The following is a 23,681-nucleotide window of genomic DNA, read 5'->3' on the forward strand; positions in this document are numbered from 1 at the left end:
AGCGTCGTCACCCCCGCGAGTGGTGAGGCATCGTTCCTGCATGGGAGCAGGTGTCGTCAGTGGTGGAAGCCGGTGGCCGCACCCTTGTCGTGCGTCGACGGGTGCGGCTGCCGACGCAGTTCCGGGAGCAGACTGCCCAGGTCCTCCGCGAACAGTTCGGCGAGGTCCAGCGAGAACCCGTTGCGGCACACCACGCGCAAGACGGACAGGTCCTCGCGGTGGGGCGGGAACGTGTACGCGGGCACCAGCCAGCCCTTCTCGCGCATCCGCCGGGACACGTCGAAGACGTCGTACGCCGTGACGTCGTCGGCGGTGGTGAACGCGAACACGGGCAGCTCGTCGCCCCTGGTCAGCAGCCGGAAGTCGCCGAGCGCCTCCACCCGCTCGGCGAGCGCCCGCGCGATGTCCCGGGTGGACTGCTGCACCGCCCGGTAGCCCTCCCGGCCCAGCCTCAGGAACGTGTAGTACTGCGCCACGACCTGCGCCCCGGGCCGCGAGAAGTTGAGCGCGAAGGTGGGCATGTCACCGCCGAGGTAGTTGACCCGGAAGACCAGCTCCTCGGGCAGTTCCGCCTCCGACCGCCACAGCGCCCAGCCGACCCCCGGGTAGACCAGCCCGTACTTGTGCCCCGAGGTGTTGATGGAGGACACCCGCGGCAGGCGGAAGTCCCAGACCAGGTCCTCGTCGAGGAAGGGCGCGACCATCGCTCCGGAGGCGCCGTCGACATGGACGGGGACGTCCAGGCCGGTGCGTTCCTGGAGGTCGTCCAGTGCCGCGCACAGTTCGGCGATGGGCTCGTACGACCCGTCGAAGGTGGAGCCCAGGATGCCGACGACACCGATGGTGTTCTCGTCGCACAGCTCGACCGCCGCCCGCGGGTCGAGGTGGAAACGCTCGCCCTCCATCGGGATCAGCCGCGGCTCCACCTCCCAGTAGGTGCAGAACTTCTCCCAGCACACCTGGACGTTGACGCCCATCACCAGGTTGGGCCGGGCCTCGGCGGAGGGATAGCGGTCGGCGTTCCGCTTGGCCCAGCGCCGCTTGAGGGCCATTCCGGCGAGCATGCACGCCTCGCTGGACCCGGTGGTCGAACAACCCATCACGGCCGTGGGGTCCGGCGCGTTCCACAGGTCGGCGAGCATCGCCACACAGCGCCGCTCCAGCTCGGCCGTGCGCGGGTACTCGTCCTTGTCGATCATGTTCTTGTCCCGGCACTCGCCCATCAGGAGACCGGCCTGCGGTTCCATCCAGGTGGTGACGAAGGTGGCGAGGTTGAGCCGGGCGTTGCCGTCCAGCATCAGCTCGTCGTGGACCAGCTGGTACGCGGTCGTCGGCGGCATCGGCCCGTCCGGGATGCGGTGCTTGGGCGGGGCCGTGACCATTCCGCTGAGCGGATTGGCCTCTCCGTAGAGGGGGTTCACGGGTACGGGGCGCTCGTCGTGTTTCTCGGGACCTTTGTGCAGCGGCACGGGGACTCCTCCGGTGGCGGTGGAACGGCTTCCCTTGCGAAACGGCCTCCTCCTGCGAGGTTACGTAGGGACCTCCGTCCGCGCGCGCTTGCACCTCACGCAACGTGAGGAGCCAACCTGGTGTGCGGACCGGGAAAGGAGCGGGAGTGAGCTACTCCGTGGGACGGGTCGCCGGTTTCGCCGGGGTCACGGTGCGCACGCTGCACCACTACGACGAGATCGGCCTGCTGGCGCCGAGCGAGCGCAGCCACGCCGGCCACCGGCGTTACAGCGACGCCGACCTCGACCGGCTGCAGCGGATCCTGTTCTACCGGGAGCTGGGCTTCCCGCTCGAGGAGGTCGCGGTACTGCTGGACGACCCGGAGGCGGACCCTCGGGAGCACCTGCGCCGTCAGCACCGGCTGCTGACCGACCGGATCGAGAAGCTGCAGATGATGGCCGCGGCCGTGGAGCGCGCGATGGAGGCGAGCAAGATGGGCATCAACCTCACGCCCGAGGAGAAGTTCGAGGTCTTCGGGGACAAGGACCCGGAGCAGTACGCCGAGGAGGCGGAGCAGCGCTGGGGCGGCACGGAGGCGTACGCCGAGTCCCAACGGCGTGTCGCCCGTTACACCAAGGACGACTGGCAACGCATGCAGGACGAGGTCAAGGACTGGGGCGAGCGCTACGAGGCCCTCATGGAGGCCGGGGAGCCGGCGACCGGGGAGCGAGCCATGGACCTGGCCGAGGAGCACCGGCAGCACATCACCGGCTGGTACTACGAGTGCTCGTACGAGATGCACCGGGGGCTCGCCGAGATGTACGTCGCCGACGAGCGGTTCAAGACGTTCTACGACTCCATGCGGCCGGGGCTCGCCGAGCACCTCCGGGACGCGATCGTCGCCAACGCGGCCCGTCACGGTCAGTGAGCCCTCGTCAGGAACTCTTACCGCACTCCTGTCACTCCGGTAAGGGGCGTCCGCAATGGCGGACGCCCCTTACCGGGCTCCTCCTTGGCTCCTGCCTGGCACCACGTTGGCCACGTCCGGCCTACTGGGCTACTCCTTGGCGACGACGGCGGCCGTCCCGTACGCGCACACCTCGGTGCCGACGTCGGCCGCCTCGGTCACGTCGAAGCGCATCATCAGCACCGCGTTGGCGCCACGCGCGCGTGCCTGATCGATGAGGCGCTCCATGGCCTGATTGCGGGTCTGCACCAGCGTCTTGGTGAGGCCCTTCAGCTCGCCGCCGACCATCGACTTCAGGCCCGCGCCGATCTGACTGCCCAGGTGCCGTGAGCGCACCGTGAGACCGAACACCTCGCCGATGACCTGCTCCACCCGGAAGCCGGGGACGTCGTTCGTGGTGACGACCAGTACGTCGGACTGGGGACCGAGACCCCCGCCGTATTCTTCGAGGCTCATGGCTCACAGCTTCGCCGCAGTCGGTACACAGCGCATCCCGGGGCGGCCGGTGGAACCTGGCGCCGTCACCCGACGTTGATAGCTTTGGACCGGCCAGAAGCCGTACTCTTCCTCACCCCCTCAGGAGCTCGGACCCGTGCAGACGCTTGCCCTTGGACCAAGCTGGTTGGATCCGGACTACCTGCTCGACACCTTCGGCATCTGGGGTCTGCTCCTCATCGTCTTCGCCGAGTCGGGGCTGCTCATCGGCTTCTTCCTGCCGGGCGACTCGCTGCTGTTCACGGCGGGCCTGCTGATCACCTCCGACCAGCTGGACTTCCCGCTGTGGGCCGCCATCGTGCTGATCTGCGTCGCCGCCATCCTCGGCGACCAGGCGGGCTACATGTTCGGCAAGAAGGTCGGGCCCGCGCTCTTCAAGCGCCCGGACTCCCGCCTGTTCAAACAGGAGAACGTCACCAAAGCGCACGAGTTCTTCGAGAAGTACGGTCCCAAGTCGCTGGTCCTGGCCCGCTTCGTGCCCATCGTGAGGACGTTCACGCCGATCATCGCCGGCGTCAGCGGCATGCGGTACCGCTCGTTCCTGATCTTCAACGTGGTCGGCGGCATCCTGTGGGGCGCGGGCGTCACCCTGCTGGGCTCGTGGCTCGGCAAAATCGACTTCGTCAAGACGAACATCGAGCCGATCCTGCTGCTGATCGTCTTCCTTTCCGTGGTGCCGATCATCATCGAGTTCCTCAGGGCGCGCAGCCAGGGGAAGAAGAACCCCTCCGGCCCCTCGGACCCCGCCGAGGCGGCACAGGGCCCCGCCATGGACGACGCGACGACCCCGCTGCGTCTGACGGAGCTCCACGACGGTCAGGACCACCAGCAGAACCACCAGCGGCCCTCCCACCCGCAGGGCCAGGGCCCCGGGCAGCCGGGCTACCCGCAGGGCCCGGGCTACCAGCAGTCCCCCTACCCGTACGGCCAGGGCCAGGGCGCCGAGCCCAACCCGTACCAGCAGGACCAGGGCTATCAGCAGCCGTCGTACCCGCAGGGGCCGGGTTACCAGCAGTCTCCGTACCCGTACGGCCAGGGCCAGGGCCAGGGGCAGGGCGCCCAGCCGAACCCGTACCAGCAGGACCACGGCCACCAGCCGAACCCGTACCAGCAGTAGCCGCCCGACCGGGCGGCAACGCTCGCGCTAGAAGCCGCGTGTCCGCTTGGCCGCGCGGCGGCCGGTCCCGCCGGCCGCGCCCGGCACCCGCAGGAACATCCGGGAGATCTCCGAGCCCAGGTGCACGCCGATGGCGATGGCCATCGAGAGGGTGGCGGCCTGGGTGATGGAGACCAAGCCCTTGTCGACGTTGTTCTGCGAGATCGCCAGGACACCGAAGTACGTGGCGGAACCGGGCAGCAGCGGCCCGATCGCGGCCGTCGTGTAGGGCAGCGCCGACGCGAACCGGTAGCGGGACAGCAACTGCCCGAACAGGCCCACCAGGCCCGCCGCCGCGGCCGTGGAGGCGACCGGTGAGAGTCCGCCTGCGTAGTGCATCGCCCCGTACACGCTCCAGGCCACGCCCCCGTTGAGCGTCACCAGCAGCACGGTCGACCGCTCTTGCTGGAGCAGGATCGCGAAGGTCAGCGACAGCAGCATGGAGGCGGCGAGCTGCCACAGCGGCCGCTCGGCGCCCGCCAGCGCCGCGTCCGGGTTGAGCTCCGCGCCCAGTTCCACCCCGAAGTAGAGAACCAGCAGCACACCGATGACGATGCCGACGTAGAAGTACATGACCTCCAGCAGTCGGGCCGAGGCGGTGATGTAGAAGCCGGTGAGGCCGTCCTGGACGCCCGCCACCAGCGCCCGGCCCGGCAGCAGCGCGAACAGCCCACCCGTGATGACCGCGGACGCCGCCACGTCCACGTGCGCGAGCGTCAGCGTCACCCCGATCGCGGCCGGCGGCATCGCCGCCACCGTGAACTGGTAGAACTCCGGCAGCCCTCGCCCCGCGCAGAGCCAGGCCAGCCGGTCGCCGAGCATCGCGCCGAGCGCCGCCGCCACGAACACGATCACGTCACCGCCGACCAGGACGGAGGCCGCACCCGCGAGGAGCCCGCTGGCCACGGTCAGCGCCCAGCCGGGGTAGGGGTGCCGGTTGCGGCGGATCTCGGCGAGCCGCCGGTAGGCCTCCTCCAGGGAGATGTCGGTCTCGGGGTCGCTCAGGTCGTCGACGAGCTGGAACACGGCCGCCAGCCGCGTGTAGTCCGTGCCCCGGCGGCGCACCGTCCGTGACGCGGTCACCGGATCGTCGACCAGGGACGGCTGGTAGGAGATCGACAGCAGGGTGAAGGTGACGTTGGGCTCGCAGCGGTCCAGGCCGTAGGACCGGCACACGGCGAACATCGCCGCCTCCACGTCCTCGGCGCCCTCCCCGCCGGCCAGCAGCAGTTCGCCGATCCGGAGGGTGAGATCGAGCACACGCGGTACGGCGGGCCCCGTCTCGTCCTGCCGCTGCACCGGCTCCGGCGCGGGCCGCTCGGTCACCGGCAGCCGCAGCATGGTGCGCATCCGGTCCTGCCAGGGGGCGTCCTTGGTGAGCCTCACCATCGGGACGCCGGTCGCCGGGGTGAAGGCGGCGGCGTGACCGTCGCTGTACGTTCTCGGCGTGTTGAAGGCGGAACCCTCGGGTTCAGCCTGCTGCGGCACCTCGAGCCCCTTGGGGATCGCGAACTCCGACGTCGTGGAGGACTCGTCGTCGACCCCACCGCGCTGCGGCGTCACCACGCCCAGCGGCTGGGTGAACGCGCTCCTCGCCTCGTCCGACTGCGGCTTGAGGTCCTCCGCCCCCGGCTCAGCCACCAGTGCCCCGCCCCACCTCTCGTGTCGTCGCGACCGTGATCCCGTACCCGTGTTCCTGGGCCACGCCTCAGTATGCGCACGGACAAGAGAACGGGCCGCGTGCCCCCTCAGGAGTTCACGCGGCCCGCAGGTCACAGGAGGTCAGTGACCGCCCTGCTCCTTGAAGCGCTTGTACGACCGCTCGATCTCGGCCTCCGCGTCCGTGCGGCCCACCCAGTTGGCGCCCTCGACGGACTTGCCGGGCTCCAGGTCCTTGTAGACCTCGAAGAAGTGCTGGATCTCCAGGCGGTCGAACTCGGACACGTGGTGGATGTCACGCAGGTGCTCCACGCGCGGGTCGTGCGCCGGGACGCACAGCAGCTTGTCGTCGCCGCCGGCCTCGTCCGTCATGCGGAACATGCCGATCGCGCGGCACTGGATGAGGCAGCCCGGGAAGGTCGGCTCGTCCAGGATGACCAGCGCGTCCAGCGGGTCGCCGTCCTCGCCGAGGGTGTTCTCGACGAAGCCGTAGTCCGCCGGGTAGCTGGTCGAGGTGAAGAGACGACGGTCCAGGCGGATCCGACCGGTCTCGTGGTCCACCTCGTACTTGTTCCGCGAACCCTTAGGGATCTCGATCGTGACGTCGAACTCCACCGATGGCTCCTTCATGATCAACACATAGTTCTGGTGGTTAAGTGTCCCTCACGCAGGTGTGTGATCGCGAAAGGGGCTGGTGGTCGTGCCAGAGCTGAAACCTTGGCGGGGCGCGCGACCGCATGTTGCGCGGGTCGTGCGCGCCCTGCGGCCGCACCGCGAGCGGCTCACGGCGCGGGTGAAACCGCATGGTCAGCGGCTCGCCGCGGCCGTGAAGCCGCACGGCGTCCGGCTTGCCGAGGCCGTCCGGCCGCGGGGTGCGCGGGTCGTCGAGCTCGTACGGGAAACGAAGCCGAACACCTGGCAGCTCACGGCCGGCGCCGCCACCCTCGGCCTGGTGCTGTCGGCCGGTGCGGTGACCGCGGCCGGTCCCTGGGACTCCACGGGTCAGCGTACGGCGGAGCGCGACCGGGCCGCTGCCCTCGAGACCGCGGGTGGCGCAGATCACGGCCCTACGTCCGGTACGTCCGGCTCCGCTTCCGGGGTGGTCAAGCCCGCGCCGAGCGCCCCCGCGGTCCTCTCGGGCCTCGGCGGCGCCGTACCGTCCCCCGCGGAGCGCGCCCTGGCCCGGGTACTGGACCCGCTGCTCGACGCCCCGGCCCCGGGCGGGGCGAACACGGCCGCCGTCGCCGACGTGGCGACCGGGAAGCTGCTCTACGGCAAGGACGCGGGGCGGATGCTCACCCCGGCCTCCACCACGAAGATCGCCACCGCGGTCGCAGCGCTGTCCGCGGCCGGCGCCGACCACCGCATCACCACGCGCACGGTCCTCGAACCCTCCGCCGACAAGGTCGTCCTCGTCGGCGGCGGCGACCCCACACTCACCGCGCGCGAGAAGACGGCCGGCAACGCGAGCCTGCGTACGCTCGCCGACGCGACGGCCCGCGCCCTGAAGGCCCGCGGCAAGGACGCGGTGACCCTGTCGTACGACACCTCCCTGTACAGCGGGCCGACCGAGCACGCCATCGGGGTCAACGACAACCTCGCACCGGTCGTGCCGCTCATGGCCGACGAAGGCCGGCTGGACGACTCCACCCGCGGCCCCGCACCGCGCGGCCCGGACCCGGCGGCCGACGCGGCCCGGACCTTCGCCGACCTGCTGGCCGAGCGGGGGATCAAAGCCAAGGCACCGGGCCGTCCCAAGGCACCGGGCCGAGCCAAGGCCTCCCCCCGCGCCACGGAACTGGCCTCGGTGCAGTCGCCGCCGCTGTCCGCCCTGGTCGAGCGGATGCTGACCAACAGCGACAACGACATCGCCGAGGCACTTGCCCGGCAGACGGCGCTGGCGTCGGGAGAGCCGGCCTCCTTCGACGGCGCGGCGGCGGCGGTCGGTTCCCGGCTGGCCGAGCTGGGACTGCCGCTGAAGGGTGCGAGGTTCGCCGACGGCAGCGGCCTGGACCGCGCGGACCGGCTCTCCGCGGGCCTGCTGACGGCCCTGCTGGCGCTCGCCGGGGACACCGCCCATCCGGAGCTGCGGTCCGTCCTGACGGGCCTGCCCGTGGCCGGCTTCACCGGCACCCTCAGCCACCGCTACTCCGACGAATCCCCGGCAACAGGCCTGGTCCGCGCCAAAACGGGCACCCTCACCGGAGTGAACACCCTGGCGGGCACGGTGGTGGACACGGACGGCCGTCTGCTGGCCTTCGCGTTCCTCGCCTCCCGCACGACGGACCCGCAGGCGGCCCAGCAGACTCTGGATCGCGCCGCCACGGCGCTGGCGGGCTGCGGCTGCCGCTGACCGGCCGCCGCCACCCGGCACCGCTCCCGGAAGGCGCCCGGGATCTCGTACCCCTAACCGCTTGTGGATCCGCTCACGTACGGTTGACGCATGACGAGCATCGGTGGTGCGGAGATGGTCGACTGGAATCTCGCGGTGGCGACCGCGACCCGGCTCGTGAGGCCGGGTCCGGAGATCAGCCGCGACGACGCGCGCGCCGTGGTCGCCGAACTGCGCCGGCACGCGAAAGCGTCCGAGCAGCATGTGCGCGGCTTCACGCAGATGGGCGCCGAGGAGGGTCACGACACCCCGGTACTCGTCGTCGACCGCCCCGGCTGGGTGCGGGCCAACGTCGCCGGGTTCCGGGAGATCCTCAAACCACTCCTCGAAAAGATGCAGGAACGCCGCGGCAGCACCCCCGGCGGGGCCGTGCTCGGCGCCGTCGGCGGCAAGGTCACCGGCGTGGAACTGGGCATGCTGCTGTCGTTCCTGGCCTCGCGGGTGCTGGGCCAGTACGAGACGTTCGCCCCGGCCACCCGGGAACTGCCCGCCGGGGAGAACGGCGGCGGCCGGCTGCTGCTGGTGGCCCCGAACATCGTCCACGTGGAGCGCGAACTCGACGTGCAGCCCCATGACTTCCGGCTGTGGGTGTGCCTGCACGAGGAGACGCACCGCACCCAGTTCACGGCGGTGCCCTGGCTGCGCGATCACCTCGAGGGCGAAATCCAGTCGTTCCTCGGGGAGACCGACGTCGATCCGATGACCGTCCTGGAGCGCATCCGGGAGGCCGCCCAGTCGCTGGCCGGCGGGCGCCCCGAGGGCGAGGAGGGCGAGGACGGCGGGCGGTCCTTCGTGGAACTGGTGCAGACCCCCGCCCAGCGCGAGATCCTGAGCCGGCTCACCGCGGTGATGTCGCTGCTCGAGGGCCATGCCGACTTCGTGATGGACGGCGTCGGGCCGGATGTCGTGCCGACCGTCGCCGAGATCCGCGAGAAGTTCCAGCAGCGCCGCCAGCGCGGGGCGTCCCGGCTGGACCTGGCCCTGCGCAAACTGCTCGGCCTCGACGCCAAGCTCCGCCAGTACCGCGACGGCGAACGCTTCGTACGAGCCGTCGTCGACCAGGTCGGCATGGACGGTTTCAACCGGGTGTGGACCTCCCCCAACACGCTGCCCACCAAGGCCGAGATCGCCAAACCGGCGGACTGGATCGCCCGGGTGCACCGCAAGGCCGAGCAGTAGCCGGGCGGGAGCAGCGGGGGAGCGATCGCCGGGGGCGTGAACCGCGGACGTGTGACCGGTGGGGCGCAGGGGTAGCGCGATTCGGCCGACGAAAGGTAAATACCCCTTCAATCACCCGTCCGAGGGACCGTGAGCCCGGAGCGGGCGTGCAATGCTCGGGGAGCGGCTCGGTTCTGTCACCATCTATACACTCTGCGTGACCGTCCTCGGGCTCACCCCCCGAAAACTTCATGAAGGGAACCGGACATGGGTCCCCATCCAGCGGTCGCGGCGATACGCCTGGCGGTGCGCCGCGTCCTCCACGACATCCTCACCGAGCACACCTCCCCGGGGGCCTCCCCCGCCGAGGCGGCCCCGCCCTCGCCCCTCGTGCTCGTCGCGTGCTCCGGCGGCGCAGACTCCACGGCCCTCGCCTCCGCCCTCGCCTTCGAAGCCCCCAAACTCGGCATCCGCGCCGGTGGCATCACCGTCGACCACGGTCTGCAGCCCGGCTCGGACCAGCGCGCCCGAGAGGTCGCCGACCGCCTTGTCCACCTCGGCCTCCACCCGGTCGAGGCCGTCGCCGTGACCGTCGGCCGGGGCGGCGGTCCCGAAGCGGCCGCCCGTGACGCGCGCTACGGCGCCCTGGACGCAGCCGCCGAACGCCACGGCGCCGTCGCCGTCCTGCTCGGCCACACCCGGGACGACCAAGCCGAAACCGTCCTGCTGGGACTCGCCCGCGGCTCCGGCATCCGCTCCCTGTCCGGAATGGCACCCGTCTCCGGAGGTCCGGGGGCCGTCGGCCGTTACCGCCGCCCCTTCCTCCAGCTCGACCGGCAGACCGCCCGCAAGGCCTGCCTGGTCCAGTCCCTCCCCGTCTGGGACGACCCCCACAACGCCGACCCGGCCTACACCCGGTCCCGGCTGCGCCACGAGGGCCTGCCCGCCCTGGAGAAGGCGCTCGGCAAGGGCGTCGTCGAGGCCCTCGCCCGTACCGCACAGCTCTCCCGCGACGACGCCGACGCCCTCGACGCCTGGGCCGGCCAGGCCGAGGCCTCCGTGCGCGACGAGGCGGGTCTGCTGGAGTGCGCGAAGCTCTACGCGCTGCCGCCCGCCGTCCGCCGCCGCATTCTGCGCCGCGCCGCCATCGAGGCCGGTGCGCCCGCCGGTTCGCTGTTCGCCCGGCACATCGAAGAGGTCGACAAACTGATCACCGGCTGGCGCGGCCAGGGAGCCATCAATCTGCCCGGCAAGGTGGTCGCCCAGCGGCAGGGTGGCAGACTGGTGATTCGGCAAGGCTGAACCGGGACCGGCGTTCGGGTGCCTCGGAGTACCCCGTCACGGGGCCGGGAGGGGCGCAGGACGGCTGCCGGAGCGGCTGCGAGTGAGCCGAAAGGGGTGCTGCGCCTTCCACAGGGCGAGCGTGCGGAGGCCGTGAGGAACCAGCGGCCGAGCGCACGGTCGACCGTCGGAAGCGGCATCGGCGCCCCTGAGGCGAACGAGCCCGGAAATGCGGCGGGACGACCGAAAGTGATGCGGGTGGACGCGAAAGACATGGGCACCGACCTCAAGTCGGTGCTCATCACCAAGGAAGAGATCGACGCCAAGCTGGTGGAGCTGGCGGCGAAGATCGACGCGGAGTACGCGGGCAAGGACCTGCTCATCATCGGTGTCCTCAAGGGCGCGGTGATGGTCATGGCGGACCTGGCGCGCGCCCTCGCCACCCCCGTCACGATGGACTGGATGGCCGTGTCCTCCTACGGTGCCGGTACCCAGTCCTCCGGTGTGGTGCGGATCCTCAAGGACCTCGACACCGACATCAAGGGCCGGCACGTCCTCATCGTCGAGGACATCATCGACTCCGGGCTCACCCTGTCCTGGCTGATCTCCAACCTCGGCTCCCGTGAGCCCGCGTCGCTGAAGGTGTGCACGCTGCTGCGCAAGCCGGAGGCGGCGAAGGTCGCGATCGACGTCGAGTGGGTCGGCTTCGACATCCCCAACGAGTTCGTCGTGGGGTACGGCCTCGACTACGCCGAGAAGTACCGCAACCTCCCGTTCGTGGGTACGCTCGCCCCTCACGTCTACGGCGGCTGAACCCCGGGGTACCCGGCTCCGTAAGACGTTCGGGAACCCCAGCGGGTTTCGCGCCGTTGGAGCATGCGTGGACGGGATTGTCATCCGCGCGTGCCGCGTCGGGTGACAATGCTGGGGTACCGTCCGAAGAGCAGTCTGTACAAGTCTTTATCAAACTCACTATGGCAGGAGGGACGGGGCGGCACCGCTCCGTGTGGATGGACGTGAAGCGATACTTCCGTGGGCCGGTCATGTGGATCGTGCTGGCCGTCCTTGCCGTGGTCGTGTTGATGCAGGTCGTCGGCTCGTCCGGCGGCTACAAGACGGTGGACACCGGTCAGGTCGTCCAGGCGATCAACGAGAACAAGGTCGAGTCGGCCAAGATCACCACCGGTGACGAGCAGATCATCAAGGTCGAGCTCAAGGACGGCGCAAAGGTCGAAGGCGCCACAAAGATCCAGGCGAGCTACATCGGTGACCAGGGCGTGCAGATCGCCGGCACGCTGCAGGAGAAGTACCAGAACAAGCAGATCGCGGACGGCTACACGGTTTCCCCGTCCAAGCAGAACCCGTTCGTCGGGATCCTGCTCTCGCTGCTCCCCTTCGTCCTGATCGTGGTCGTCTTCCTGTTCCTGATGAATCAGATGCAGGGCGGCGGCTCCCGGGTCATGAACTTCGGCAAGTCCAAGGCGAAGCTCATCACCAAGGACACCCCGAAGACGACGTTCGCCGACGTGGCCGGCTCGGACGAGGCGGTCGAGGAACTCCACGAGATCAAGGAGTTCCTGCAGGAGCCGGCGAAGTTCCAGGCCGTCGGCGCGAAGATCCCCAAGGGCGTGCTCCTCTACGGCCCGCCCGGAACGGGTAAGACGCTGCTCGCGCGCGCCGTCGCGGGCGAGGCCGGGGTCCCCTTCTACTCGATCTCCGGTTCCGACTTCGTCGAGATGTTCGTCGGTGTCGGTGCCTCCCGGGTCCGTGACCTGTTCGAGCAGGCCAAGGCGAACGCCCCGGCGATCGTCTTCGTCGACGAGATCGACGCCGTCGGCCGGCACCGCGGCGCGGGCCTCGGCGGCGGCCACGACGAGCGCGAGCAGACGCTGAACCAGCTGCTGGTCGAGATGGACGGGTTCGACGTCAAGGGCGGTGTGATTCTCATCGCGGCGACGAACCGTCCGGACATCCTCGACCCGGCACTGCTGCGCCCCGGCCGTTTCGACCGTCAGATCGCGGTCGACCGCCCGGACATGCAGGGCCGTCTGGAGATCCTGAAGGTCCACCAGAAGGGCAAGCCGGTCGCGCCGGACGTGGACCTGTCGGCGGTCGCCCGCCGTACTCCGGGCTTCACCGGCGCGGACCTGTCGAACGTGCTGAACGAGGCCGCGCTCCTGACGGCGCGCAGCGACCGCAAGCTGATCGACAACCAGATGCTGGACGAGGCGATCGACCGGGTGGTCGCGGGACCGCAGAAGCGGACCCGGATCATGTCCGACAAGGAGAAGAAGATCACCGCGTACCACGAGGGCGGTCACGCCCTGGTCGCGGCGGCCTCCCCGAACTCCGACCCGGTGCACAAGATCACGATCCTCTCCAGAGGCCGTGCCCTCGGCTACACGATGGTCCTGCCGGACGAGGACAAGTACTCCACGACGCGCAACGAGATGCTCGACCAGCTCGCGTACATGCTGGGCGGCCGCGCGGCCGAGGAACTCGTCTTCCACGACCCGACCACGGGCGCCGCGAACGACATCGAGAAGGCCACCGCGACGGCCCGCGCGATGGTCACGCAGTACGGCATGACCGAGCGTCTCGGCGCGATCAAGTTCGGTGGCGACAACACCGAGCCGTTCCTCGGACGTGAGATGGCTCACCAGCGCGACTACTCGGAAGAGGTCGCAGCGCTGGTGGACGAGGAGGTCAAGAAGCTCATCGAGACGGCGCACAACGAGGCCTGGGAGATCCTGGTCGAGAACCGCGACGTCCTCGACAACCTCGTGCTCGCGCTGCTGGAGCGGGAGACGCTGGGCAAGGAGGAGATCGCCGAGATCTTCGCCCCCATCGTCAAGCGCCCGGCCCGGCCCGCGTGGACCGGCTCCTCCCGGCGCACCCCGTCCACCCGCCCGCCGGTGCTCTCCCCCAAGGAGCTGTCACTGACGAACGGGGCGAACGGTGCGACGCCCGCGATCGCGGGGGCGACCGCCGAGTCGTCGGTCCCGGTGGCCGAGCCGGCTCCGGAGGACCGGTCCGAGAGCTGACCCGTCCTGGGCCGTCCCACGGCCCAGGCAGGCCCGGAATGAACGCCGCGCCCCCCAGGTTCTAGCCTGGGGAGCGCGGCATTTCGTATGCCGGGATGTTTTCCTTATGCCGGGATGCCCGGATCCCGGGTGTGACACGGCGCGATGCGCATGAGAGAACGAGGCACCACATGACCGACCCCGTGACGTTGGCCGGCGAGGGCGCCATCGGCGAGTTCGACGAGAAGCGCGCCGAGAACGCCGTGCGGGAACTGCTGATCGCGGTCGGCGAGGACCCCGACCGGGAGGGGCTCAGGGAGACGCCGGGGCGGGTCGCCAGGGCGTACCGGGAACTCCTGGCGGGGCTGACACAGCAGCCCGAGGACGTCCTCACGACGACGTTCGACCTCGGGCACGACGAGATGGTCCTGGTGAAGGACATCGAGATCGTGTCCCTGTGCGAGCACCATCTGCTGCCGTTCCACGGTGTCGCGCACGTCGGTTACATTCCGGCCGAGAGCGGCAAAATCACCGGGCTGTCGAAACTCGCGCGCCTGGTGGAGGTGTTCGCCCGGCGGCCCCAGGTGCAGGAACGCCTCACCACACAGATCGCCGACTCCCTCGTACGGATCCTCGAGGCGCGCGGTGCGATCGTCGTCATCGAGGCCGAGCACATGTGCATGTCGGTGCGCGGCATTCGCAAGCCCGGCGCCAAGACCACGACGTCGGCCGTGCGCGGCCAGCTGCGGGACGCCACGACCCGGGCCGAGGCGATGAGCTTGATACTGGCTCGCTGAGCCTGACAGCGGCGCGCTGAGCCTGACACCGCGGCGACACCCCGGCGCACTTGCCTGACACCGGCGCGCAGCGCGGGACACCGGCGCGCTGAGCGACGCTCGAAGCGTGGGCGGTCGGGTGGTCGGGGCTGCTACGACGCGCGGGCCGCGCCGCCGTGTTCGTCGTCGTCCTCCGGGAGCTTGCACACCCGCTCCATGAAGAACGCCGCCGCTATGACGCCGATGCCGGCCAACACCGAGAAGCCGGCGTAGATGGCCTGGTCGCGGCGGGCGGGGATGTCGAGGGATTCCAGGAGGAAAACCCCCGTGCCGCCGTACATACCGGCGACCAGGGCCGCCACCAGGGCGCTGGCCTGGGCGAAGACCACCGCGCGGGCCGCCATCAGGGGGTCCACGCCCTTGGCGCCGATGCGGCGCTCCCGCTGGGCCTTCAGTCGGGCGCGGATGGAGAGCGCCGTGGCCAGCAGGACGACGGCGATCAGCGCGAGGACGATGGGGGCCGCCAGCGGAACCCTCGGCAGGGTGCCCACCGCGGTCCACAGCCGGGCGCCCGCCCAGGACAGCACCCCTGCCACGACGAACAGGCCGGCCAGCGTCCTGATCCGCAGCTCTTTCACATCGCCCCTTCGGTCGTGCCGGTCGTCCCGTCTGACGGCGCCGGCTCGGTAGACCTTAACGACTACTCGGGCAGCCTGAGTTCCAGGTCTGCCCGGGGGGCGACACCCTCGCGGGTGATGGCGGCCAGCAGTTTGGTGACCGTGCCGTGGCCGGGGAGCTGTGCGTCGGGGTCGACGTCGTGCCAGGGAGCGAGGACGAAGGCGCGTTCGTGGGCGCGCGGGTGGGGCAGCGTGAGGTCGGGGTCCTCGGAGCGCACGTCCGCGTAGGCCACGATGTCCACGTCGATCGTGCGCGGGCCCCAGCGTTCCTCGCGCACCCGGTGGAACGCCTCCTCGACGGCGTGAGCCCGCTCCAGCAGCGAGGACGGGGGGAGCGTGGTCTTCAGGACCACCACCGCGTTGAAGTAGGAGGGCTGGCTGCCGGGTTCGACGCCCCACGGCTCCGTCTCGTAGACCGGTGACACGGCCTTGACGCGGACGCCGGGGGTGTCCTCCAAGGCGTCGATGGCGCCCTGCAGGGTCTCCAGGCGGTTGCCGAGGTTGCTGCCGAGCGCGAGCACCGCCCGCTTGGGGTTGCTCAGTGTCGTGTCCGCGGCGTCGACCTGCTCCACCACGGACGGCGGCACGGGCTGGACGGTCGGGTCGCTCTGACCGTCGGTGAGGTAGGCGGTCATACTCGGCTCCGGTTGATGGTGACGGTCACGTCGTCGAAGGGGACCGTGATCGGTGCGTCCGGTTTGTGGACGCAGACCTCGACCTCGGTCACCGCGGCGTGCTTCAGGCACGACAGCGCTATGCGCTCGGCGAGCGTCTCGATGAGATTGACCGGCTCGCCCTCCACGAGGGCCACGACCTCCTCGGCCACCTCCCCGTAGTGCACGGTCTTCGTCAGGTCGTCGTCGGCGGCGGCAGGCCGGGTGTCCAGGCCGAGGACGAGGTCCACGATGAAGGTCTGGCCCTCTTCGCGCTCTTTCGGGAAGACACCGTGGTGCCCGCGGGCCTTCAGGCCGCGCAGCGCGACACGATCCACGCGAATCACTCCTGCAATCGTCGAACGGCAATTTACCGGTGACACGTCGTCGCCCGGGGTCACCGGGGCACCCTCTGCTTGCACCGGGGCACCCCGCTCACCGGGGCACCCGGGACCCCGCCAGGCCTCTGCGGGTGCGGCCGGAACACCGGCCGCACCCGAATGTACCCGCGGGCACTGACAATCCCCGATCACGGGGGTGCCGGCCCACACGGTCGACAGGCAGGGTTCACCGGGTGTTCTCCTGAGTGAACACTTGCGGCTCATGGCCGGGACGCCCTCCCAGTGGGATGCCCCACCAGCCACTACCCGGCCCCTACCCACTCAGGACGGGGTCTCGTCCCCTTCGTCCTCGTCGGTTTCGGCCAACACGGGTGACGCGTGATGGGACCACAGTTTCCAGCCGTCGTGTGTGCGCCGAAACACATTGGTGGCCACCACCAACTGTCCGACCAGTGGCCCCAGCTCGTCGCTGTCCTCGGGGGCCGGGCCGCCGCTGAGGATGTTCTCGGTGCAGCTGACGAGCGCGGTGTCGCCCGCGACGGACACGTTCACGTCTGTCAGGAAGAACTGGATGTAGTCGGTGTTGGCCATGATGAGCGCGTACGAGCGCAGTACCTCGCCCCGGCCGGTGAGGACGGGCCAGCCCGGGTGCACGCAGGAGATGTCGGCGGCGCCGTCGGGCTCGACGGGGCCCAGCTCCCCGGGGGCCAGCCACAGGCCGGACAGCTCCTCGAAGTCACCCCGCTCCAGCGCGTCGTAGAACGCGGTGTTGGCGCGTTCGACCTGCTCGACGTCGGTGCGGGAAGTGCTCACCGGGCTCCCTCGCCGGGGTTGTGCGGGGCGTCCGCGGCCGGGTGCGCGCCCGCACGCGCCCCGCGCGCTTGCTCGATGGCTCGGGCCACCCGTACCGCGTCGGCCGTGGCCCGCACCTCGTGCACGCGCACCGCCCACGCGCCCTGGTGGGCGGCGAGCGCGGAGACAGCGGCGGTGGCGGCGTCGCGCTCCCGTGCGGGCGGCGGGGCGCCCTCGGGGCCGGCCAGGACCCGGCCCAGGAACCGTTTGCGGGAGGCGGCGACCAGCAGGGGGTGGCCGATGTCGCGCAGCCGGTCCAGGTGGGCGAGCAGTTCGAGGTCGTGCTCGGCCTCCTTGGAGAAGCCGAGACCGGGGTCGATGACGATCCGGTCGGGGGCGATGCCGCCCGCCAGAACGGCCTCCACGCGCGCATGCAGTTCGTCGACGACCTCGGAAACCACGTCCCGGTAGGAGCCCTTGACGTTGCCGCCCTGGAGGAAGCCGCGCCAGTGCATGACCACGAAGGGGGCGCCGGCCGCGGCGACGACCGGGATCATCGCGGGGTCGGCGAGACCCCCGCTGACGTCGTTGACGAGGGCGGCACCCGCACCCAGCGAGCGTTCGGCGACCGAGGCGCGCATGGTGTCCACGGATACGGTGACGCCCTCGGAGGCGAGCCCGCGGACGACCGGGATGACCCGCTTGAGTTCCTCTTCCTCGTCGACGCGGGTGGCGCCGGGGCGGGTGGACTCTCCGCCGACGTCTATCAGGTCCGCGCCCTCGGTGACCAGGCCGAGGCCGTGCTTGACGGCGGCCGTGGTGTCGAACCAGCGGCCGCCGTCCGAGAAGGAGTCGGGCGTCACGTTGACGACCCCCATGACCGCACAGCGGTCCCATGCCGGTAGCCCTGCGACCCGCCCGCGCCCATGCAACGTACTCATGCGTCCAGCCTAGGCCCCGTACCCGGGGCGACCGGCAGCTTCGCGACCCGAGCCGCCGGATCCGGGGCCGGCCCGCCGACCGGTGCGCCGGCCGGTTCGCAGACTGGTCGGTGCCGGTCGCCTAGGCGGCGCGGACGCCGCGGTCGGCGAGGCTGTGCGGGCAGGGGCGCGGGGCGAGCGCCCGGTGGCGCAGGAACCGGGGCGGGGCGAGGTTCACGAAGCCCTCGGCCTGCATCGCCGCGAAGCCGATGCGGGGCAGGTCGCGGGAGGAGCGGTAGACCACGAAACGGGGCTCCCAGCGCGGCTGGAACTTGGCATTGAACTTGTACAGCGACTCGATCTGGAACCAGCGCGAGAGGAACACCAGCAGTCCGCGCCAGGCACGCAGCACGGGTCCCGCGCCGATCTTCTCGCCGCGGGCGAGCGCCGAGCGGAACATCGCGAAGTTCAGCGAGACGCGTTCGATGCCGAACCTGGGGGCGGCCTGCAGGGCGGCCACGATGAGCAGTTCGTTCATCCCGGGGTCGGCCGAGCGGTCCCGGCGCATCAGGTCCAGGGAGGCCCCGTCGGTGCCCCACGGCACGAAGTGCAGCACCGCCTTCAGATCGCCGTACGGTCCCGGCTCGGCGTCGGCCCTGTGGGCGGTGGCGATCAGACAGTCGCCGTCGCCGGCGTCGCCGACCCGGCCCAGTGCCATGGAGAAGCCACGCTCGGTGTCCGTGCCGCGCCAGTCCTCGGCGGCCCGCCTGATGCGCTCCAGTTCGCCGTCACCGAGGTCACGGACGCGGCGCACGCGGGTCTCGTAACCGGCCCGCTCGATGCGCTTGACCATCTGGCGCACATTGCGCATCGCGCGCCCGGAGAGGGAGAAATCCTTGACGTCCACCACCGCCTCGTCACCCAGTTCGAGGGCGTCCAGGCCGGTCTCGCGGGTCCAGACCTCGCCGCCGGTCTCGGAGCAGCCCATGACGGCGGGTGTCCAGGAGTGTGCCCTGGCCTCGTCCATGAAGCGTTCTATGGCGCCCGGCCAGGCCTCGACGTCGCCGATCGGGTCGCCGCTGGCCAGCATCACCCCGGAGACGACGCGGTAGGTGACGGCCGCCTTGCCGCTGGGGGAGAAGACGACGGCCTTGTCGCGGCGCAGCGCGAAGTGGCCGAGCGAGTCGCGTCCGCCGTGCTTCGCCAGCAGGGCGCGCAGCCGGGCCTCGTCCTCCTCGGTGAGGCGCGCTGCGGGGTGTTCCGGACGGAAGGCCAGGTAGATGGTGGTGACGGCGGTCAGCCAGCCCAGCGCGCCGAGTGAGAAGGCGACCGTCCAGGAGGTGGGGCCGGTGTAGTCGACCGGGCCCTCGAAGCCGAACAGGCCGTACACGACGTGCGTGAGGCGGTCGGCGAGGCTGGGGGCGCCGACCATCCGCCTGCCGTGGACGCTCACGACGACCAGGCCCAGCAGGATCGAACCGGTGCCCATGAGCAGGAAGTTGGCGAGGGCCCGCCAGCGGCTGCGTGGGTCGGGAAGGGCGTCGAACTCGTCGCGGTGGCGCAGCAGGAGGGCGAGCAGCGCCAGCGAGATCAGCATGCCGAACACGGAGTGCCGGTAGGTGAACTGGGCGGCGGCGCCGGCCGGCAGCAGCAGGACGGCGGCCCGCCAGGCGCGGCGCTTGCGGCGGCGCAGCCCGTGCGCGAGCAGCAGGAGCAGGATGCCGGCGCTGAGCGAGAGGGCGGCGGCGAACGGGCCGAACGCGCCGGGCAGGACCTCGGCGATCGTATGCATCCGGCTGTACCGGAAGCGTGGGAAGACGCCCGCCGCCACGTCCAGCAGTCCGACGAAAGCGACCGCCCTGGCGACCAGGACCGGCACGGCCTCGGGACGCGGGCCGCGCAGCATCCGCCGCACCCGGTCGGGCCGCGCCCCGCCTGATCGATGCGGAACCTCGCCGGACATTTTCCCATCTACCGTGACAGACATCGCATCCCGTAGTTCTGCGAGAGATCGTAAATCCGGTGCCATTCCGGCGTCCGGTGACATTGCGCCCTCTAGGACGGTGTCTCGGGGACGAAGGTTTCACCTCGTCAAAAAAACTGGTTCAAAGGGCAAGAGAAGCCGGGGCAAGGCGCTGTCGACGAAACAGCGCCGGTCTCCGGAGGAAGCACGGGGGAAGCAGATGGGGCTCACAAGCAAGAAGGTGCTCGCGCTCGCGGTGCTGTTCGCCGTGGTGCTGTTCGTCGGCACGATCCTGTTATGGCCGCGACTGGCGCGCCGGGACTGGCGGGCCGTCGGCGGCCGGGTCGCCCTGTTGCTGGCCACGCAGCTCGCCCTGTTCGCCGCGGTCGGTCTCGCCGCGAACCAGGCCTTCGGTTTCTACGCGTCGTGGGCGGATCTGTTCGGCCGGGAGTCCGGCGAGGGTGTGGTCGTCGACCACGGCGCGGGTGGTGCCGGACCCGGTGTGCGGGTGCTCGCCACCCAGGAGGTGAACGTGCCGGGCGGCGGGGTGCCCACGGTGGGCGGCCGGATACAGAAGATCCAGGTCCGGGGCGGGAAGACCGGTATCTCGAGTCCGGCGTACGTGTACCTGCCGCCGGAGTACTTCCAGCCGGAGTACCGGAAACGGACCTTTCCCACCGCCGTGGTGCTCACCGGGTATCCCGGCACCGCGGAGTACCTGATCAGGAAGCTGCATTACCCGCGCACCGCCCACCAACTGGCCAAGAAGGGCAGGATGCGGCCGATGATCCTGGTGATGCTGCGGCCGACGGTGGCACCGCCCAGGGACACCGAGTGCGTGGACGTGCCGCGCGGGCCGCAGACCGAGACGTTCTTCGCGGAGGACCTGCCCGAAGCCGTCTCCAGCCACTACAGGGTGAGCCCGAGGCCGGGCGGCTGGGGCATCATCGGCAACTCCACCGGGGGGTACTGCGCACTGAAGATCGCCCTCCACCACCCCGGGGTCTACTCCGCCGGGGCGGGGCTCTCGCCCTCCTACCGGGCGCCGGTCGACGCCACCACGGGCGACCTCTTCCAGGGGGACCGCCAACTCAAGCGGCGTTCCGACCTGTTCTGGTATCTGAAGCACAGGCCCGCGCCGAACGTCTCCCTGCTGGTTTCCAGCAGCAAGCGCGGAGAAGGCAACTACAAGGACACGCTGAGGTTCCTCGATCTCGTCAAGTCGAAGTCCCCGACCAGGATTTCGTCGATCACCCTGGACAGTGGCGGGCACAACTTCAACACCTGGCGGCGGGAGATACCCGGCTCCCTGCAGTGGCTCAGTGGGCGGCTCACCGACAGCTGACACCGTCTTCGCAACGCTGGACGTCGTCGTCCAATACGCGGCGACACCCGTGGAATTCCCCCACCGGAGCGAGAAGGGGCCGGTAAGCGGAGGGAGAAGGTGCGGCATCCGGAGGGAGAAGGGCCCGGTGCCAAGCGCGTGCCTCCGGTTGTGCCGAGCCCCCGGACCAGGCCTGTGGCCGAACGGAACGCCTTCCCGGACGGCTCCGAATGCGCCGGGAACCGCAATCGTCGTGGGACTACCGGAGGACCGTGGTTCTACTGGAAGACGACAAGAAGCAGCAGAACGCGGACATCGCCCTTCCTGTCGTGAACGCGAAGGACGCCGGAAGCGTCGTGAAACTCAAGGATTGATCGAGAAGTGATCGCGGGGGGCGCTTCGGTCGCCGCCTCGGGGCGGAAGTTGGCGGCCAACGGTCAGGAGATGCTTCGCCGTAGCAGGTTTTTACCGGCTGGAGCACCAAGATTCGTCCACGCGCGGTAAGTTTCTGGCCATGCCACGTGGACGTCATCGCCATTCGCCACCTTTGCACCGGTTGCTGCCACCTTCAGCCATCGCAGGCGTCTCCGTCCTCTGTGCGGCCGGGCCCTGGTTGTTCTCGGAAACGATCGTGCTCCGCGGTCTGGCCGCCGGGGCCGCGGTGACCGCGGTCGTGGGCGCCGTCGTCATGCGCCGCTGGGACGTCTTGGCGGGCAAGCGCGTCGCCGACCTCACGCGGGCACGCGTGAACGACGAGTGGCGCCACGAGGAGCGGGTCGCCGAGCTGGAGACCGACCTGGAGGAGTCGCGCGAGCTGCGCGCCAAGCTGGAGCAGAAGCTGCGCTCCAAGCGGGCCGAGCTGGCGGGGTTGCGCAATGAGCACGCCGCGCTGCTGCGCCGGTACGCCACGGCGGAGACCGAGCGGGCCACGGCTCTGGAGGGGCGGCGCCTGCTGGCGATAGAGGCCGGGTCAGCCGGTCCGGAAGCGGACGAGGCACAGGTCTCCGAGGAGACCGAGTCGGCCACCGTCACCGCCGAGCAGACGGCGCCGGAGACGAAGACGGCGACGACGAGCGGGCTCGCCTCGGAGCTGTTCGTCGCGGCCAACGCGGCCCTGGACCGGATGGCGCGACGGGAGTCTCCGGCGGCGGACGCGGACGCAGGCGCCGGCCCGGATGTGGACGCGGCTGCGGATTCGGGCGCGGATGCGGACGGTGTGGTCGGTGCCGCGGTCGACGCGGCCTCCCCGGCCTCCGTCGCCGATGTGGCCCCGGTGGGTGCCGGCGTTGACGATGACGCTTCCGTGGACGACGACGCGTCCGCGGACCCGGTCACCCCTGTCCCCGTGCAGAACGGTCTCGAGGCCGAGGCCACGGGGGAGCTCGTGGACGAGTCGGACGCGCTGTCGGCGATCGATTCGGGAGCAAGGGACGCAGGAGAAGCAGAGGAAGTAGAGGAAGCAGGCGAAGAAGAGGCCGGAGCGAAGGCCGAGTCGGAGGCGGAGACGGACAAGGCCGTCTCGGACCACACCGAGACGGGCGTCGTGGCGTCCCAGGCTCCTGCGGTCACCGTGCCCGACGCATCCCGCTCCGGCGCCTCCGCGAACGCCTCGGTCGCCACCCGGCGAACCCCGGCCCCGGCGCAGCGGCGTCCGGTGAAGGGCGGGCCGCCCACCAACGGCGGCTCCCGGCAGGGCGTTCCCGTCGCCGAGGAGGAAGAGGCCCAGGGGCAGCCCGAGGCGGCCGGGCACGAGCGCGCGGCCGCCACGCCCGCGGAACGCCGTGCCCTGCCCTCCGGTCACTACACCGTGCCCACGGCCGTTGCCGTCGTCCCGGCCGCGCCCGAGCGTCGCAAGTCGCTGATCGGCGGGTTCGACTTCTTCGGCACCCAGAAGGGCGCGGGCGCGGCGCAGCCGGACGCGTTGGACGCCGTGCAGAACGAGGACCTCGCGGACGTGGTCGGCCAGGAGGCACTGACGCTGCACAAGGCCGAGTCCGAGGCCGGCTTCAAGGCGGCCGACGACCAGGCCCGCGGGGTCGGCCAGGTCATCGACCTGACCGCGCACGACGAGACGGAACAGATCGACGTGGCGGAGTTGCGGAGTGCCGTTTCCTGACGGCGCGCCGACGCGTGTCGTCGAGGTCCCCGCAGGCGGTGTTCCCGTACTGCGGGACCAGTTGATAGCCGTGTGCGCGCAGGCCTTCGGCGGGCCGCCGTGGAACGAGTCGCCCGCCGGTGCCGTGCGAGGTGCCGATCTGGCGGTGGACGCCGCCGTCAAGAAGCCCGGCTTCCGCTTCGTCGCGGCGCTCGATGCCGAGGGCGCGTTGGTGGGGTTCGCGCGGGGGCACTTCGACGACTACTGCGCCCGGTTGTCGCCGGCCGCCGACGACATCAGCCTCGCCTGGGAGTTGGCGGACATCGCCGTGGCCCCCGCACACCAGGGGCGGGGGCTCGGGCACATGCTCCACAACGCGGTGCTCTACTCCACGCCCGCCCCGCGGCTGCTGATCACTCTGCCGGTCCCCAGCCTTCGTGACCGCTACGCGCGTTGGGGCTGGCGGGCCTTGTCGGAGGACATTCGGGACGGTGGGTCACGAATGGTGCTGATGCGGCACGGCTGAGGGTGTGTGCGGTGGCGGTGGCATGGGTGAGAAC

21 protein-coding genes are annotated in these 23,681 nt (G+C 70.7%); 11 read left to right on the plus strand and 10 right to left on the minus strand.

Features of this window, described 5'->3' with window-relative positions:
- Positions 1–56: 56 nt before the first annotated feature.
- A complete protein-coding gene (gene gad, locus EF387_RS05825; protein ID WP_128375387.1) occupies positions 57–1,469 on the minus strand; it encodes a glutamate decarboxylase in 1,413 nt (470 codons plus the stop codon).
- Positions 1,470–1,615: 146 nt separating this feature from the next.
- On the opposite strand from gad, the gene EF387_RS05830 reads away from it, so the two are divergent.
- Positions 1,616–2,377: a MerR family transcriptional regulator gene (locus tag EF387_RS05830; protein WP_128375388.1), complete on the plus strand. Its 762-nt coding sequence runs from the start codon at positions 1,616–1,618 to the stop codon at positions 2,375–2,377.
- Between the two features lie 129 nt (positions 2,378–2,506).
- Here the strand turns inward: EF387_RS05830 and EF387_RS05835 are convergent, their stop codons facing one another.
- Positions 2,507–2,872: a YbjQ family protein gene (locus tag EF387_RS05835; protein WP_128375389.1), complete on the minus strand. Its 366-nt coding sequence runs from the start codon at positions 2,870–2,872 to the stop codon at positions 2,507–2,509.
- A gap of 136 nt (positions 2,873–3,008) precedes the next feature.
- Here EF387_RS05835 and EF387_RS05840 point away from each other — a divergent pair, with 136 nt between their 5' ends.
- Positions 3,009–4,028, plus strand: coding sequence for a DedA family protein (locus tag EF387_RS05840; RefSeq protein ID WP_128375390.1), 1,020 nt, complete (start codon positions 3,009–3,011; stop codon positions 4,026–4,028).
- Positions 4,029–4,055: 27 nt separating this feature from the next.
- On the opposite strand, the gene EF387_RS05845 is transcribed toward EF387_RS05840, so the two are convergent.
- Together EF387_RS05845 and EF387_RS05850 are read right to left on the minus strand one after the other, a co-directional pair.
- Positions 4,056–5,708 (minus strand): threonine/serine exporter family protein, encoded by a 1,653-nt coding sequence (locus tag EF387_RS05845; RefSeq protein WP_128375391.1) that lies wholly within the window; start codon positions 5,706–5,708, stop codon positions 4,056–4,058.
- 141 nt (positions 5,709–5,849) lie between these two features.
- Entirely contained in the window at positions 5,850–6,341 is a 492-nt protein-coding gene (locus EF387_RS05850; RefSeq protein WP_003991985.1) for an inorganic diphosphatase, read from the minus strand.
- Positions 6,342–6,420: 79 nt separating this feature from the next.
- Between EF387_RS05850 and dacB the strand changes: the two genes are divergently transcribed.
- The 6 genes from dacB to folE all read left to right on the plus strand — a co-directional run bounded on the left by dacB (position 6,421) and on the right by folE (position 14,377).
- Positions 6,421–8,079, plus strand: a complete 1,659-nt coding sequence (gene dacB / locus EF387_RS05855; protein WP_128375392.1) for a D-alanyl-D-alanine carboxypeptidase/D-alanyl-D-alanine endopeptidase — start codon at positions 6,421–6,423, stop codon at positions 8,077–8,079.
- A gap of 90 nt (positions 8,080–8,169) precedes the next feature.
- Positions 8,170–9,297, plus strand: a complete 1,128-nt coding sequence (locus EF387_RS05860; RefSeq protein WP_128375393.1) for a zinc-dependent metalloprotease — start codon at positions 8,170–8,172, stop codon at positions 9,295–9,297.
- A 246-nt stretch (positions 9,298–9,543) separates the two neighbouring features.
- Positions 9,544–10,578, plus strand: a complete 1,035-nt coding sequence (gene tilS, locus EF387_RS05865; protein ID WP_128375394.1) for a tRNA lysidine(34) synthetase TilS — start codon at positions 9,544–9,546, stop codon at positions 10,576–10,578.
- 231 nt (positions 10,579–10,809) lie between these two features.
- Complete coding sequence (gene hpt / locus EF387_RS05870) at positions 10,810–11,370, plus strand: hypoxanthine phosphoribosyltransferase (RefSeq protein WP_128375441.1); 561 nt, start codon at positions 10,810–10,812, stop codon at positions 11,368–11,370.
- Positions 11,371–11,567: 197 nt separating this feature from the next.
- The gene (ftsH, locus tag EF387_RS05875; RefSeq protein WP_128375442.1) at positions 11,568–13,601 is read left to right on the plus strand and encodes an ATP-dependent zinc metalloprotease FtsH; all 2,034 of its coding nucleotides are present in this window, start codon (positions 11,568–11,570) and stop codon (positions 13,599–13,601) included.
- Between the two features lie 170 nt (positions 13,602–13,771).
- Complete coding sequence (gene folE / locus EF387_RS05880) at positions 13,772–14,377, plus strand: GTP cyclohydrolase I FolE (protein WP_128375395.1); 606 nt, start codon at positions 13,772–13,774, stop codon at positions 14,375–14,377.
- A 131-nt stretch (positions 14,378–14,508) separates the two neighbouring features.
- On the opposite strand, the gene EF387_RS05885 is transcribed toward folE, so the two are convergent.
- From EF387_RS05885 to EF387_RS05910, 6 genes are all read right to left on the minus strand, one after another.
- Entirely contained in the window at positions 14,509–14,994 is a 486-nt protein-coding gene (locus tag EF387_RS05885) for a DUF3180 domain-containing protein (RefSeq protein ID WP_128375396.1), read from the minus strand.
- Positions 14,995–15,056: 62 nt separating this feature from the next.
- The gene (folK, locus tag EF387_RS05890) at positions 15,057–15,668 is read right to left on the minus strand and encodes a 2-amino-4-hydroxy-6-hydroxymethyldihydropteridine diphosphokinase (protein ID WP_128375397.1); all 612 of its coding nucleotides are present in this window, start codon (positions 15,666–15,668) and stop codon (positions 15,057–15,059) included.
- Positions 15,665–16,024, minus strand: coding sequence for a dihydroneopterin aldolase (gene folB / locus EF387_RS05895; RefSeq protein ID WP_128375398.1), 360 nt, complete (start codon positions 16,022–16,024; stop codon positions 15,665–15,667). Before folB ends, folK begins: the two co-directional genes overlap by 4 nt.
- Before the next feature lie 324 nt (positions 16,025–16,348).
- Entirely contained in the window at positions 16,349–16,840 is a 492-nt protein-coding gene (locus tag EF387_RS05900) for a nuclear transport factor 2 family protein (RefSeq protein WP_128375399.1), read from the minus strand.
- On the minus strand, positions 16,837–17,760 hold the full coding sequence (gene folP / locus EF387_RS05905) for a dihydropteroate synthase (protein WP_128375400.1): 924 nt from the start codon (positions 17,758–17,760) through the stop codon (positions 16,837–16,839). The genes EF387_RS05900 and folP overlap by 4 nt, the downstream gene beginning before the upstream one ends.
- A 121-nt stretch (positions 17,761–17,881) precedes the next feature.
- A complete protein-coding gene (locus EF387_RS05910) occupies positions 17,882–19,702 on the minus strand; it encodes a phosphatidylglycerol lysyltransferase domain-containing protein (protein WP_128375401.1) in 1,821 nt (606 codons plus the stop codon).
- Between the two features lie 220 nt (positions 19,703–19,922).
- On the opposite strand from EF387_RS05910, the gene EF387_RS05915 reads away from it, so the two are divergent.
- The 3 genes from EF387_RS05915 (at position 19,923) to EF387_RS05925 (ending at position 23,647) form a co-directional block, all read left to right on the plus strand.
- Positions 19,923–21,047, plus strand: coding sequence for an alpha/beta hydrolase (locus EF387_RS05915; RefSeq protein ID WP_128375402.1), 1,125 nt, complete (start codon positions 19,923–19,925; stop codon positions 21,045–21,047).
- Between the two features lie 592 nt (positions 21,048–21,639).
- Positions 21,640–23,142 (plus strand): hypothetical protein, encoded by a 1,503-nt coding sequence (locus tag EF387_RS05920; protein WP_128375443.1) that lies wholly within the window; start codon positions 21,640–21,642, stop codon positions 23,140–23,142.
- Positions 23,129–23,647, plus strand: a complete 519-nt coding sequence (locus tag EF387_RS05925; protein ID WP_128375403.1) for a GNAT family N-acetyltransferase — start codon at positions 23,129–23,131, stop codon at positions 23,645–23,647. Before EF387_RS05920 ends, EF387_RS05925 begins: the two co-directional genes overlap by 14 nt.
- Positions 23,648–23,681: the final 34 nt, after the last annotated feature.

The organism is Streptomyces cavernae (assembly GCF_004023625.1).
Taxonomy (GTDB): domain Bacteria; phylum Actinomycetota; class Actinomycetes; order Streptomycetales; family Streptomycetaceae; genus Streptomyces; species Streptomyces cavernae.

Excerpts from the sequence above, each read along its gene's own strand:
- EF387_RS05835 (WP_128375389.1), bottom strand. The coding sequence starts at position 2,872 with ATGAGCCTCGAAGAATACGGCGGGGGTCTCGGTCCCCAGTCCGACGTA.
- EF387_RS05860 (WP_128375393.1), top strand. The coding sequence starts at position 8,170 with ATGACGAGCATCGGTGGTGCGGAGATGGTCGACTGGAATCTCGCGGTG.
- tilS (WP_128375394.1), top strand. The coding sequence starts at position 9,544 with ATGGGTCCCCATCCAGCGGTCGCGGCGATACGCCTGGCGGTGCGCCGC.
- hpt (WP_128375441.1), top strand. The coding sequence starts at position 10,810 with ATGCGGGTGGACGCGAAAGACATGGGCACCGACCTCAAGTCGGTGCTC.
- ftsH (WP_128375442.1), top strand. The coding sequence starts at position 11,568 with ATGGACGTGAAGCGATACTTCCGTGGGCCGGTCATGTGGATCGTGCTG.
- folE (WP_128375395.1), top strand. The coding sequence starts at position 13,772 with ATGACCGACCCCGTGACGTTGGCCGGCGAGGGCGCCATCGGCGAGTTC.
- folK (WP_128375397.1), bottom strand. The coding sequence starts at position 15,668 with ATGACCGCCTACCTCACCGACGGTCAGAGCGACCCGACCGTCCAGCCC.
- folP (WP_128375400.1), bottom strand. The coding sequence starts at position 17,760 with ATGAGTACGTTGCATGGGCGCGGGCGGGTCGCAGGGCTACCGGCATGG.
- EF387_RS05910 (WP_128375401.1), bottom strand. The coding sequence starts at position 19,702 with ATGTCCGGCGAGGTTCCGCATCGATCAGGCGGGGCGCGGCCCGACCGG.
- EF387_RS05915 (WP_128375402.1), top strand. The coding sequence starts at position 19,923 with ATGGGGCTCACAAGCAAGAAGGTGCTCGCGCTCGCGGTGCTGTTCGCC.